General features: G+C 38.5%; 15 protein-coding genes. All 15 read right to left on the bottom strand.

What is annotated here, in order from left to right:
• Nucleotides 1–13: 13 nt before the first annotated feature.
• Entirely contained in the window at nucleotides 14–649 is a 636-nt protein-coding gene (locus ABZ559_RS06170) for a cystathionine beta-lyase (protein WP_367007547.1), read from the bottom strand.
• The gene (hflX, locus tag ABZ559_RS06165) at nucleotides 642–1,880 is read right to left on the bottom strand and encodes a GTPase HflX (protein WP_367007546.1); all 1,239 of its coding nucleotides are present in this window, start codon (nucleotides 1,878–1,880) and stop codon (nucleotides 642–644) included. The genes ABZ559_RS06170 and hflX overlap by 8 nt, the downstream gene beginning before the upstream one ends.
• 250 nt (nucleotides 1,881–2,130) lie before the next feature.
• Nucleotides 2,131–2,937, bottom strand: coding sequence for a transporter substrate-binding domain-containing protein (locus tag ABZ559_RS06160; RefSeq protein WP_367007545.1), 807 nt, complete (start codon nucleotides 2,935–2,937; stop codon nucleotides 2,131–2,133).
• A gap of 78 nt (nucleotides 2,938–3,015) precedes the next feature.
• On the bottom strand, nucleotides 3,016–4,131 hold the full coding sequence (locus ABZ559_RS06155) for an aminotransferase (protein WP_367007544.1): 1,116 nt from the start codon (nucleotides 4,129–4,131) through the stop codon (nucleotides 3,016–3,018).
• Nucleotides 4,132–4,665: 534 nt separating this feature from the next.
• Complete coding sequence (locus tag ABZ559_RS06150) at nucleotides 4,666–5,481, bottom strand: transporter substrate-binding domain-containing protein (RefSeq protein ID WP_018376161.1); 816 nt, start codon at nucleotides 5,479–5,481, stop codon at nucleotides 4,666–4,668.
• Nucleotides 5,482–5,761: 280 nt separating this feature from the next.
• Nucleotides 5,762–5,932, bottom strand: a complete 171-nt coding sequence (locus tag ABZ559_RS06145) for a hypothetical protein (RefSeq protein WP_018376592.1) — start codon at nucleotides 5,930–5,932, stop codon at nucleotides 5,762–5,764.
• A gap of 84 nt (nucleotides 5,933–6,016) precedes the next feature.
• Complete coding sequence (locus ABZ559_RS06140; protein WP_018376593.1) at nucleotides 6,017–6,499, bottom strand: GNAT family N-acetyltransferase; 483 nt, start codon at nucleotides 6,497–6,499, stop codon at nucleotides 6,017–6,019.
• Nucleotides 6,500–6,501: 2 nt separating this feature from the next.
• A complete protein-coding gene (locus ABZ559_RS06135; protein ID WP_367007543.1) occupies nucleotides 6,502–7,365 on the bottom strand; it encodes a DNA/RNA non-specific endonuclease in 864 nt (287 codons plus the stop codon).
• Between the two features lie 39 nt (nucleotides 7,366–7,404).
• Nucleotides 7,405–7,593 carry a DNA-directed RNA polymerase subunit beta gene (locus ABZ559_RS06130; RefSeq protein ID WP_018376595.1) on the bottom strand — a complete coding sequence of 63 codons (189 nt, stop codon included), beginning with the start codon at nucleotides 7,591–7,593 and terminating at the stop codon, nucleotides 7,405–7,407.
• Nucleotides 7,594–7,595: 2 nt separating this feature from the next.
• Nucleotides 7,596–8,867, bottom strand: a complete 1,272-nt coding sequence (gene murA / locus ABZ559_RS06125; RefSeq protein WP_367007542.1) for a UDP-N-acetylglucosamine 1-carboxyvinyltransferase — start codon at nucleotides 8,865–8,867, stop codon at nucleotides 7,596–7,598.
• A gap of 64 nt (nucleotides 8,868–8,931) precedes the next feature.
• The gene (locus ABZ559_RS06120) at nucleotides 8,932–9,168 is read right to left on the bottom strand and encodes a DUF1146 family protein (protein WP_367007541.1); all 237 of its coding nucleotides are present in this window, start codon (nucleotides 9,166–9,168) and stop codon (nucleotides 8,932–8,934) included.
• A 117-nt stretch (nucleotides 9,169–9,285) separates the two neighbouring features.
• On the bottom strand, nucleotides 9,286–10,137 hold the full coding sequence (rfbD, locus tag ABZ559_RS06115; protein ID WP_018376598.1) for a dTDP-4-dehydrorhamnose reductase: 852 nt from the start codon (nucleotides 10,135–10,137) through the stop codon (nucleotides 9,286–9,288).
• A 72-nt stretch (nucleotides 10,138–10,209) separates the two neighbouring features.
• The gene (locus ABZ559_RS06110) at nucleotides 10,210–10,548 is read right to left on the bottom strand and encodes a metal-sulfur cluster assembly factor (RefSeq protein WP_018376599.1); all 339 of its coding nucleotides are present in this window, start codon (nucleotides 10,546–10,548) and stop codon (nucleotides 10,210–10,212) included.
• A 14-nt stretch (nucleotides 10,549–10,562) separates the two neighbouring features.
• Nucleotides 10,563–11,672 carry an RNA polymerase sigma factor RpoD gene (gene rpoD, locus ABZ559_RS06105; RefSeq protein WP_018376600.1) on the bottom strand — a complete coding sequence of 370 codons (1,110 nt, stop codon included), beginning with the start codon at nucleotides 11,670–11,672 and terminating at the stop codon, nucleotides 10,563–10,565.
• An 8-nt stretch (nucleotides 11,673–11,680) separates the two neighbouring features.
• Complete coding sequence (gene dnaG / locus ABZ559_RS06100) at nucleotides 11,681–13,468, bottom strand: DNA primase (protein WP_367007540.1); 1,788 nt, start codon at nucleotides 13,466–13,468, stop codon at nucleotides 11,681–11,683.
• Between the last annotated feature and the right edge of the window lie 154 nt (nucleotides 13,469–13,622).

The following is a 13,622-nucleotide window of genomic DNA, read 5'->3' as shown; positions in this document are numbered from 1 at the left end:
TTCTTTCTAATACTTATTTTTTGAGATAGAGAATGACTTCTCGATCCTTATAGGCATAGTATTTTCCCCCTGAAAAATGCTGCGCCAATTCTAGCAACTCTTCCTGATTAAAGCTAGAGATTTTTATGAGATTTCCTTTTAATTTTGTCACATGGCTGAGCAGACTAGTCGCAGGGGTGAGATCTTCAAGAACCTCCTCTGAAAAATCTATTTTTCGCATTTTAATAGCTGTGCCTTCAACATAAACCTTGTAGTGAGGAAAAATCTGAGCAATTTCAAATAAAAGGCTGTCCTCAATAACCTCTTCATTCTCTGCAAATACCACAGCCTCTTCATCATCATTTTCATAGACAAATCCATAAGCTTTTCCAGAAAGATTAAGTCGAATAAAGGGTTTAACTTCATCAAAAGATGGCTTTTTCGTGAATAAAGCTAGATTTTTAGACAAATCAAAATAATAATCTGTCGCAGCCTGAGGCGATTGTTTTTGATAAATCTCCGCAAAATAGGCATTGATAACAGAGGGCGGAGGTGTGATAAAGGCCAGTTTTTGATCATTTGATAACTGCGCCAGCTTATTTTCCAAATAAACCCTATCCAAATTTGTAAAACCGCCGTAAGTCAAGGCCAAGTCTACATAATTAGTCATAGAATTCTTCTAACCTCCATTTATTTTTTTCTGAGATATAGCCTGTAATCGTCTCAGTTTCTTTTTCAAAACTGTATCGGTCTAAAAGGGCAACTTTATTTAAATCATAAAGTTTATAAGCTTGATTTTGATGAACTTTAACGGAAAAAGGAACAAAGATATCCCGAATTTCATCAATGATGAGCTTACGTACAAGGTCTTTGGCTCCTTTATCACGCGCAGAAATACGCACATTTGGAAAAGCAGTTGCTATTAAATTATCAGCCAAATCCATCTTATTGTATACTGCTAAACGAGGAATATCCTGCATGTCCAAATCATTAAGAATATCCAAAACTACTTTTTCATGCTGACTATGGTTTGGGTCTGAGGCATCAATGATATGAAGCAACAGGTCCACATGACGGCTTTCCTCCAATGTTGATTTAAAAGCAGCCACTAGTTCCGTTGGTAAATCTTGAATAAAGCCAACCGTGTCGGTCAAGGTTGCCCGGAACTGATTTTGTAGATACATCTGCTTGGTTGTAGCATCCAGTGTCGCAAATAATTCATTGGCTTCGTAGTGTTTATTGTCTGTCAGCAGATTCATAAGAGTTGATTTACCAGCGTTGGTATAACCAATCAAGCCAATTCTGAAAGTATCTGAATCAATCCGTTTTTCACGAATGGTTTTTCTGTTTTTCTCAACAATCTTGAGTTGACGTTCAATGTCAAGAATTTTATTACGGATGGAACGGCGATTAAGTTCTAGCTGACTTTCACCTGGACCACGGCTACCAATACCACCTGCTTGTCTACTGAGCATGACCCCCTGCCCCACTAGACGAGGCAGCATATAGTTTAACTGTGCCAAGTGAACTTGTAGCTTTCCTTCATGGCTACGCGCTCGCATGGCAAAAATGTCCAAAATCAACTGCATTCGGTCGATAACTTTAACACCCAATTCCGTTTCCAAATTTGCATTTTGGCGAGGTGTCAGACGATTGTTGACAATCACAGAGTCAATTTCATCACCTTCTACTAAAGCTTTTAACTCTGCTAATTTCCCAGAACCAACAAAAGTCTTACTGTCATATTTTTCACGCTTTTGTGAGTAGGAAGCTACAACTTCAGCACCCGCCGTTTCGGCTAAGGAGGCTAACTCTGCCATAGACATGTCAAAATTTTCAGTATCTTGAAGTTCAACTCCTAATAGCATTACCCGTTCTTGCTTTTCTTGCGTCTCAATCATCTGCTCACCTCATCTCAATCATTAAAGCAGTCTGCCACTTTATCCAAGTAATACTCAATGAAAATCAAAAGTAGCCTAGGAAACGAAGCCGACGATAGAACTTGAGTTCATCAAGGCAAGTTGACAACGGATAATTTTGATTTTCGAAGAGTATAAGCAGACTACTTTTTGATTAGCTATTTTATTATACCATAAAGCAGGATTTTTCAGAAATTTAGAAATTAAAAAAGGGAGAAACTCTCCCTTTGCTTTACTCTACTGCTGATCCTGTTAACTTAGCAGCTTCTGAAATAAAGTCTTTATATTTATCTTCTTTTTCCAATTTAGCAATGACTTTATTAACTGTTTTGACAAGTTTCCCACTACCTTTTGGCATAGCAACCGCCTTAGCATCACCTTCGCCCGTTTTCAGAGCAAAACTTGCTAAAGCTAAGTCTGAATTTTGTGCAAGGTAACCCTCAGCAACTGGTTTTTCCAAATCAACAGCTTGGACCTGACCCGCTTTCAATTCATTGATAGCTTCACCCATCGCTGTTAAAGATACAACATTAGAATCTTTAAATTGATCTTTTGAAAGCCCTTCTTCAATACTGCCCTTTTGTACAGCAACTTTCTTCCCAACTAAACTTTCAATAGAGTTATAAGTGTCTACATTTTCCGCTTTTACCAAAACGGCATTCTCCGTTTCATAGTAAGGATCTGAGAAATCGTAAACTTTAGCACGATCAGCTGTGTAAGACAAACCTGAAATAGCCATATCAGCCTTACCAGTTTGTAAACTTGATAAAACATTATCAAAGTTCATAGAAGACAATTCAAGCTTAACACCTAATTCGTCCGCAATAGCTTGCGCCAACTCGATATCAGCTCCGACAATGGTGTCCTTGCCATCAACAAGCGCTTTGAATTCAAAAGGGGCATAATCAGGGCTAACAGCTACAACTAACTTACCTTTTTCTTCAATTTTATCTTGTAAGTTTTCATTAGATGACGAACCACAAGCAGCTAGGGTGAAGACAGATAAAAGGGAAATTGCTCCCAAAACAATTTTTTTCATTTTTATACTCTTTTCTTTTAACTTAATCTAAGTATAACGTCCTTTTATTCATCTGTCAATATATATGTGCATAAAAATTCAATCATTTTCATGTAGTTTCTGGGATAGTTTGGCGAGACCAGCTTTTAAGATTTCTGGAGGGCAACAATAACCAATTCGAACGAAACCTTCAAAATCAAAACGATTTCCAGGAATAACCAATACCCCATAATCAGTTAACAAAGATAAAGAAAACTCTTCAACTGGTTCTGCTATTTCCAATTTAACAAAAGAGGATGAAGCATAAGCTGGTTTGACAAAACTAGCTCTAGATTCAGATGCTATCCAATTCTCCAAAATAGCCAAATTTTCCGTAACAATTTTAGCATTCCTAGCCAAAATTTGCTCCCTATGTTCCAATGCCAAGGTAGCAAGCATATCATCAAAAACTCCAGCACAAATCAAGGTATAGTCTCTATAATCTCTAAGAAGATCAACCACCTGAGGGCTACTCGCCACCCAACCCACACGGATACCAGGCAACGAATAAGTTTTAGAGAGGCTGTTAACTGAAATTCCTTTACTATAGAGGTCTGCAATAGCTGGGATGTCACGACCATCAAAGCAATGATAGATTTCGTCGGCAAGGATATAGGCACCGCACGAAGATGCAATATCAACCAATTCTTTGAGATAGGCTTTATCCATAACAGCACCGGTCGGATTGTTAGCGTTATTAATACAAATCATCTTAGTGTTAGGGCGGATCATCTGGCGCAGTTCATCCAAATCAGGCAACCAATTATTTTCCTCCCTAATCTGCCAGTGTTCCACTTCTGCACCAAGTGATTTTGGAATATCATATAGCTGTTGGTAACTTGGGTAATGCGCAATCACATGATCTCCCGTCGAAACAAGTGCATAAAGCACCAAAAAGTTAGCTCCCGTCGCCCCATTAGTTTGTAAAATTTGTTCTGGTGAAATGTATTGATAAAGGGAACTAACCGCCTCTTTAAACCTTGGAGACCCCTCAATCCAACCATAATCCATTTTCTTAGTTATCAATTGTTGAAAAAATTCTTGAGAAGTAACACCAGACAACTCAAATAATTCTTCCATAGTCAAAGCATCAATTGACACCCCAGCAATATCATAAATCGCATCTTTTTCGTGGCTATTTAACCACTCCTCAACCCCAAATCGCGGCAAATACATATCCGACAACCTTTCAATTCTTTTTTGAAAATAGCAGAGCAGGCAAATCTAACTACCGCTGATACTCAATGAAAATCAAAACCAGACTAGGTAACGCAGGCGCAGATAAAACTGAAGTTCATCAAATCAAAGCAACGACATCTGAGTTTGATTTTCAAAGAGTATAATATCGTACAGTTAACTTCTCTAGCATACTGGATAAAGAAAGGTCTGTCAATAATAAAATTTGAGACACTTTACTATCACTGCAAATAAAAAAAGAATAAGAACCTATATTCACAGTTCAGCACGTCTATCTAAGGCTAGTTTTTTCGCTACTCATCGTTAGTTTTTTTTAAAATACAGTCAGTATTCTCTCAAAAAACTGCCTTGATTAGCGAAAAACTATTTCTTATCTATAAGCACCTCACTTGTGAATACAGGTTCTAAAAAGGAGTCTGAATTTAAATAAGTCCCTTTTACTCTCGCAAAATTACTACTAAATGCAATAACGATTACTTTAATTTAGTTTTTCAATGTCATTTCTACCGAATGTTATTCTGCACCAGAGACTGACAAGTCATAGGCATCTTGAACGAATTGATCAATCTTACCTGAATCCTTCAATTCTTTAATAACCTTGTCGATTTTTTCTTTCAATGCTGTACTTCCCTTTGGCATGGCAACAGCGTAAGCATCAGAATCAGAAGACTCTAATTTGACTTCTGCGATAGCAAGGTCATCGTTTTTAGCCACATAGGCTTCTGCAATTGGTTTTTCAAAGACAACAGCATCAACTTGTGAACTCTTTAATTCATTAATCATTTCCCCGTTTTGAACAAGAGAGACAACTTTTGCTCCTTTTAGTTGATCTTTGGCAACCATTTCTTGAATAGTTCCCTTTTGAGTTGCCACTGATGCATTTTCAAAATCAGCTGTTGATGTATATTTACTCAAGTCAGATTTTTTGACAATGACAACATTAACAGATTCATAGTAACTTTCTGAAAAATCATAAACTTTTGCACGCTCTTTTGTAGCTGAAATCCCTGAAATTGCAATATCAGCTTTGCCTGACTGAAGACTTGCCAAGACGTTATTAAAAGACATAGAAGAAAATTTTACTTTAACGCCTAGTTCTTTTCCAATAGCATTGGCAATCTCTACATCTGCACCAACAATGGTATCTTTACCGTTAACCAAGGTTTTGAATTCAAATGGCGCAAATTCGGGATTCATGGCCACGGTCAAAGTTCCCTTGTCTTGAATATCCTTAAGCGAAGTGTCTTCCTTTTGACCTGAACCACAAGCTGTTAATAATAATACTGATGCCGTAAGTGCTAAACCACTAAATACTTTTACTAATTTCATAAATTTTCTCTTTTCTTTTTTGATATATATTCATTTTACTTTATATTTATTCGTTTGTCAATATATTTTTTATAAAAATAAATTTTTTTGCTATTTAAATGTATTTTTAAACAAACACAAGAAAAATTTAACAAATAAAAAAGTTCATATCAAAATCCCATTCCGCATAGTTGTAAGAACAGATTGGAGTGTAAAACACAAACAAATCTGGCAATCAACTACTGCGTTGAAAATTTTAACATGAACTCTAAGAAGTAAGCTGAGACCCTTGCCTCAACCTCTAACCGTGTGAAGGTCTGTGAAATCCCATCATTTCCATTAACTGATCTGATATCGATTCCCCTGACTTTTTCTTGAAAGCTTGCATCACTTCAAAGTCATCAATAAGATAGGGCACACCAATGACAATCAATAATGCTAAAGCTATTAAGCTGATAAATAAGTAAATCATGACAACCTCCTTCTGGAAGAAACATCCTACTTTTTACATCTTTATTATACACCTAAAGTCAATGAATGTAAACGGATACAGAATCTATTTCTCAAGTTTTAAACAATAAGATCTACCATTAGAAGTCAATTGATTCACTTTAAAGCCTGCGGATAAAAAAAGATTCTGGAAACGTTTGTTGAAATCATAAATTTCTTGAACCTGTATTGTATCAAATCCCAAAGATTTAGCTCGAGCAATCATAGCATTTAGCACCAATTTCCCTATTCCCTGTTCCTGATAGTTTCTATTTCCAATGACAATAGCGAAGTCATCTCTAGATAGACAAACATCTCCAATTGGTAACCATTTTCCACTATCAAAAATCTCGATAAAATACAATTCCCCGTGTTTTTTCTGATAATCATACATACGCACAAGGCGTTCTAAATCATAAGATTCAGTTGTGCCATTAACCTGATTCAAAAGTTCTTTATCCTGATACCAAATGAGAGCCACTCTTAACTTCATCATATCTGCTTGAAAAGGTAACAAACGCAACTCTTTTGTAATGTTGATTGTTTCCATAATCAGCTACTTTCTTTGACTTCCCCTGAATAATAATCAAAAACTAAACCATTTTGAACATTGGGTACAAAGACATTAAATTCTAAACTCCCATCTGATGATTTAGCTTCAAGATGCACCCCGCTTGCTAGAATGTTATCTCCCTGATAAATCAAAGTCACGCGATAGCGAACACGTTTTTTATTATCTAGAGCTTTTCTAACAAGTGTTTCATAGTAATTTTGTCCAGTTGACTCTTGAGAATTTGCTTGATTGGCCCAGGCAGCTTGCGTAGCAATATTATCTGAATTACTCATTGAAGCATCAAATCCCTTCAAGCCTCCTACCAAGGAATAGGCTAAAAGGTGTCCACGATCCACTGCATGATCATAATCGCCTGTTAAATCAGTCAATTGATGCCAACCTGCTGGTCGCCAACTACTTCCTCCGTTACCAGTCTTTTCACGGCTTTCATATTGCCGTGTAGCTTTCGATAAAAGAGCATTAGCCACTGTCGGCACTTTTTCCCCTCTCACATATTTTGTTTTATTGGTAGCATATGGTACGCTTGCAACATCTGCTTTTAAACTCGTCTGATTATTATTGATAATAAAAGCGCCTGCTTGATTCCATTCTATTTTCTTCCCAAGCTGATTTTTGACCTCCGCCGTAAGAACAGACTCTGCTAACACTTGATCCGGTCGCCCGCTTGTATCAACCGATTTGCCTGCTTGCGAAGTTTCATTATCAGTTTTTAAAACGAATTGTGCCACTTGCTTTAAAGGAGACTTGTCAGGAATAGCTCCGCTATTAACAACCGCGATGGTAATTACAGTCACTAGGAAAACTAGGACTGAAATAATTGATTTTTGTCTTTTCTTTCTCATTATCCCTCTTCAAATTTTAAGAAAAAGTAGGTGGTATCCCTACTTTCCTGTGAATTTTCCAATGATAGACTCCCACTTATCCACTGAAAGGATAGATAGAGGGTTCTTTCCATTTCCCATAAAGCTGTAACCAATCATCAAGCCAATAGCTAGACAAAGGCATGATAGCAGAGCTACCAAGAGAACGAGTGAGATTTGTTTTAAAACATACTTCCAACCACTATTCATCTTTAAGCCTCGCTAACTCGTCTAATATTGGCACCGAGTTTGGCCAACTTTTCATGAAATTGATAATAACCACGATCTAAATGTGTTAATTTTCCAACAATCGTTGTGCCATTGGCAACAAGTCCTGTCAAAATAAGAGCAGCACTAGCTCGTAAATCAGTTGACATAACTGGCGCTCCTTGTAAATCGTGCCCACCATGAATCAATGCCGTATCACGAAGAATCTCTGAATGCAGACCCATGCGACGCATTTCTTCCAGATGTTGGAAACGATTCTCAAAAACTGTTTCGATCATGGTCGACTCCCCTTTAACAATCGCCATAAGCGCAGTAAATTGGGCTTGCATATCCGTTGGGAAGCCTGGATGTGGCAGAGTTTTAACTGTTACAGGACGTAAGTTATCAAGCTCTGCCTGCACACGAATACCATTTTCTTCCTCAGTAACACTGACTCCCATCTCCATCAATTTTGAAATCAAAGGTCTATTATGCTCCCAGACGGCAGCTTTGATAAGAACATTTCCAGAGGTCATAGCTGCAGCTACCATAAAGGTTCCCGCTTCAATGCGATCCTGAACAACATCGTGTTCAGCACCGTGAAGGCTATCAACTCCAGTAATGACAAGTGTTTCCGTTCCCGCACCACGAACCTGAGCCCCCATTTCATTAAGTAAAATGGCAAGATCCACAATTTCCGGTTCACGCGCAGCATTTTCAATCGTCGTTACTCCTTCAGCCAATGTTGCTGCCATCATCAAATTTTGAGTTGCTCCTACTGATGGAAAATCCATATAAATATGAGCACCGCGGAGTTTTTCAGCTTCGGCAGTAATATCTCCACCAAGCTGCGTTATTTTTGCCCCCATGGCTTCTAAACCTTTTAAATGCAAATCAATAGGGCGACTGCCAATTGTACAACCACCAGGCATAGAAACCTTAGCGTGTCCATTACGTGCTAAAATTGGCCCCAAAACAACAATAGATGCCCGCATCTTGCTAACGTACTCATACGGTGCAACATCCAAAATGTCACCCGTAGCATCAACGGTAATCTCCTTATCATCCTCATTAAATTCAACAGAAATTCCCAATCCACGGACTACGTTGTTCATCGTGAAAACGTCTGATAAGATAGGGACATTTCTCAAAATAGTCTTTCCGCTTTCAGGTAGAATAGTCGCTGCAAGTAAGGGAAGAACAGCATTTTTAGCTCCCTCAATAACCACTTCTCCGTCAAGGCGTGTTTGACCACCTTCAATGATAATTTTATCCAAAATATAACTCCGTTCTATACAATATCCTGACTTTGATTATACCATAGTTTGATAGATAATACCTTTATCGGAACATGAAAAAAAGATTTTGGCTAACTTGAATCAGTTCTAAGAAAAAGTGACTGACCATGTAACCTAAACCAAGACTTAAAAATAGCACTAAAAGACGGAGTTTCGACATATTTTCCGTGGTTAATTTAATAAATTTAGACCAATCAACCATTGTTGCTAAGAGTTGATAGCTAATACCAATAAAAACAAAGTGACTGCATAAAGTCACAATAAGATTTAACGTTCCCATACATCTATTATATCAGATTAGCTCTCAAAAGTATTAAATACCCTTTGAAAATAAAACTTAAAAGATTATAAAAAAGAGCTAGATGCTAATCTAGACTCTAAAAATATGAAGTAATTCTTATTTTTTACCTTGTTTATAGAACTCTTGCAAGGCCTCTTGCCAAGTTGGGATAACAAAACCTGTTGCCTTTGTTTTAGCCAGACTCATCGTTGAGTTTAATGGGCGTTTGGCCTTAGCTGGGAATGAGCTTGAATCAACTGGTTTAACGACAACATCACTATCTTTGAGAATCTCAACTGCAAAATCGTACCAGGTTGTGTCTTCTTTGGCATCATTTGACAAATGATAGTAACCAAAAGCTTTTTGGTTTTCGGCTAAGTAAGTCATAAATTCTGCTAATGTGCGTGTCCAAGTTGGACGACCGTGCTGATCATTGACAACTGTTAGCGTATCATGGGTTTTGGCAAGATTTTGCATGGTAAAGACAAAGTTTTTACCATAATTACCAAATACCCAAGCGGTACGGATAATATAGAATTTGTCCGCATATTTTTCAACCGCTTCTTCACCTAAACGTTTGGTACGACCGTATTCTGTTTTTGGATCTGGTGTATCTGTCTCCAACCACTCTTGTCCAACTGGTTTTTCACCATCAAAAACGTAGTCTGTTGAAATATAAACCAGGGTTGCACCGTATTTGGCAGCAGCTTTAGCGACATTTTCCGTACCTGTCACATTGATGGCATAGTTAAGTTCTTTTCCTTCATCTTCAGCGGCATCAACTGCAGTGTAGGCTGCGCAGTGGTAAACCAAGGTCGGTTTGACTTGAGAGAATACCTCTTCCACCTTATCTGCATCAGTAATATCCATCTCTGCGACATCGACAGCCACATAGTCTTCATTGCGCTCATCTAAAAGATAGCGTAATTCTGTTCCTAACTGGCCATTAGCACCTGTTACTAAAATCATGTGAGTACTCCTTTTTATTCGTTCCATTCTATTTTACAACAAAAAAAGGGATTTTTCACCCTTTTTCATTTTTTATCGGATACCTAGTGCAATACGAGCATAACGGCTCATTTTATCAACTGTCCAAGCTGGATACCAAACCAGTTTAACCTCAACACTGGTCACTTCTGGCACATCTTTCATGACATCGTGGATTTGATTTGTCAGAAGATCCGCTAGTGGACATCCCATCGTTGTTAAGGTCATATCAATCTCCGTACGACCATCTTGTTCAAAACGTATCTCATAAACTAGACCAAGATTGACAATATCAATACCAAGTTCAGGATCAATAACCATTTCCAAAGCTTCTAGGATGCGGTCCTTGATTTTAGTAATTTCTTCTTCAGTGTATTTTACAGTTTCTGACATAATTACCTCACTTATTAATCTTCAATGAAATCACGAAGCTGCTTGCTACGACTTGGGTGGCGAAGTTTACGAAGCGCTTTAGCTTCAATCTGACGAATACGTTCACGCGTTACATTGAAAACTTTACCAACATCTTCAAGAGTACGCATTTTACCATCGTCGAGTCCAAAACGAAGGCGAAGCACATTCTCCTCGCGATCAGTAAGTGTATCCAAAACTTCGTCCAATTGCTCACGCAGCACCACACGGGTTGTATAGTCAACCGGATTTTCGATAACTTCATCTTCAATGAAGTCACCAAGGTGACTATCATCTTCCTCACCAATTGGTGTTTCTAGAGAAACAGGCTCTTGTGCAATTTTGAGAATTTCACGGACCTTATCTGGCGTCATATCCATACGCTCAGCAATTTGCTCTGGTGTTGGATCTTGACCGAGTTCTTGAAGCAAGTTGCGCTGCTCACGAACCAATTTGTTAATTGTTTCCACCATGTGAACAGGGATACGAATGGTACGAGCTTGATCAGCGATAGCACGAGTGATAGCCTGACGAATCCACCAAGTCGCATAGGTTGAAAATTTGAAGCCTTTTGAATAATCAAATTTATCAACGGCTTTCATCAAGCCCATGTTACCTTCTTGGATAAGATCAAGAAACTGCATGCCACGCCCAACATAACGTTTAGCAATGGAAACTACCAAACGTAAATTAGCCTCAGCCAAACGCTGTTTTGCTTGCAAATCACCTGCGGCAACCGCAACAGCTAATTCTTTTTCTTCTTCATTGGTCAAAAGTGGCACCACACCAATCTCTTTCAAATACATGCGGACGGGATCATTGACCTTAGCCGAGTTGGAACCCAGCAATTCTTCGTCAGTTAATTCTTCGGGTTGAGGTTCCTCAACGACGTATTTTGTTGATGGATTTCCCTCTTTATCGGTAATCGAAATACCGCCATCTGTCAAACGTTCCAAGAGATTATCAATCTGATCTGCATCCAATGCAAAAGGAATAACTAGCTTTTCTGTAACTTCATCATCAACAGCTGTTCCTTCTTTTTTGTGGCTACGGATAAATTCTGCAACTTGAACGTTAAATGTTGTAATTTCTTTTTCGTTTGCCATAGGTTCCTCTATTCCATATTTCTTTTTTGTGCAATAAGTTGTTGCAAAGCTAATAAAGCTTGATCGGTATCGCCGTGGTTACTAGATTCGCGAACTTGCTTACTATGCCTGTGCATCTCGCGCTCTTGTAAAAGTTGTTTTCTCCGATGCTCAATGGCCTCTATTTCATTATTCGCAATTTCTTTGGGCAAATTTTCCTCCAAAACGCGATAATACATCAGACGAACTGGCTCGTCCATCTGATTCAAGTCAATAGTGCTGATTTCTCCTTGTTTTTTCAGTAAAAAATACAACTCTTGTAGTTCAGGTGTGTCAAAAGAGAAATCATCACGATTACGAAATTCATTAAGCAGGTAATCGTAGTGCAACAAACGATGCATAAGCTGAGTCTCAGCTTTGACCACTGCTGTTAATGATTTTGACACTGGTAAATCAACCACTCGCATAGCCGTTTGTTTCGTTTCTTGGGCAATAGCAGAGCGGTTGGACAAACGTTGATTGTTAACAGCTTGTTCTACCTGAAAATAATCGTAGTCTGGCAAAAGCTCCGCTACCATATTGATATAGGCATTCTGAGCTGTAATAGACGGTGATTGAACGATGATTCGTGCTATCTTTTCAACATAGGCTATTTCAGCCTGAAGGTTATCGATATTGTCTGGCTTCAAATAATGAATAAAAAATTCAACACTAGAAACACGCGACTGCTCCAAAAGTTGCCGGAGTGCCTCAGGAGAATTTTTTTGAAGAAACTCATCTGGATCCATCTGATTGGGGACGCGGACAATTTCTACCTGCATATCAGACAAAATCTCTAAGGACTTTGCGATGGCATTTTGCCCAGCATTGTCACCATCATAAGTTAAAATTACTTTTTTGGTGAATTTTTTCAAATGTTGAACGTGTTCTGGTGTCAGCGCCGTCCCCATAGAAGCGACGGCATTTTCAATACCCGCCTGATAGGCAGCGATAACGTCCATAAAACCTTCCATAAGATAGATTTCACGCTGTTTAGTCGCAACAGCCTTAGCCTTGTCCAAATGGTACATCTCATAGGACTTGTTGAAAATCGGTGTAGAGCGTGAATTTTTGTACTTGGCTAGTTTCTGCTCGCTATCAGCCTGTGTCCAAATACGACCCGAAAAGGCAATGACATGTCCTGAGTCGTCTGTCAGAGGAAACATGATACGATTACGAAAAGCATCGTAAAACCGATTATTTTCTTCTGAAAAGTTAAAGAGACCTGAATTGGTCAGCGTGACTTCGTCATACTTGTCCTTTGAACTGACTTGACGGTAGAAAAAATCCGCTTCGTCAGGAGCCAACCCGATATTGAATTCGTCCAAAAGTTGGTCTGTCATTCCCCGTTCAGCCAAATAAGCTCGCGCTTCCTGACCAACCTTAGTGGTCATAAGAACGGCATGATAAAACTTAGCCGCATCTTGGTGAATATCCAATAAAGCTTGATTGGGATGAGCAGAACGATTTTGCTGAGGAGTTGTTTCAACCTGAACAGAAATTCCCGACCGTTCTGCTACTATTCTAACACTTTCCAGAAAGCTGACTTGACGATATTCCTCAATAAATTTAAAAACATCGCCAGATTTGCCGCAGCCGAAACAATGAAAGAATTGGCGGTCTTCAATGACATTAAAGGAGGGAGTTTTTTCCTTATGAAATGGGCAAAGTCCCAGATAGTTGCGACCGGCCTTTGATAAGCTGACCACTTCTCCGATGACATCAACAATATTGACACTGTTTTTTATCTCAGCAATCGTTTCTTTGTCAACAGCCAATTCATCACCTCCTCAGAAGTATCCCATTTTAGTGTTACATTACATTATAGCATTTTCAGAAGGTATTTGTAAAATGAAAAATCCAAAGTTTTTCCAAGATTTTTTCGACTAAGCTGAGAAAACTAGCACTTTTATAATGCTAGTTTTTAGTCTA

The sequence above is a fragment of the Streptococcus sp. ZY19097 genome (genome assembly GCF_040731245.1).
In the GTDB taxonomy this organism is placed as follows: Bacteria; Bacillota; Bacilli; order Lactobacillales; family Streptococcaceae; genus Streptococcus; species Streptococcus orisratti.
This window is presented reverse-complemented; position numbering and strand designations above follow the sequence as displayed.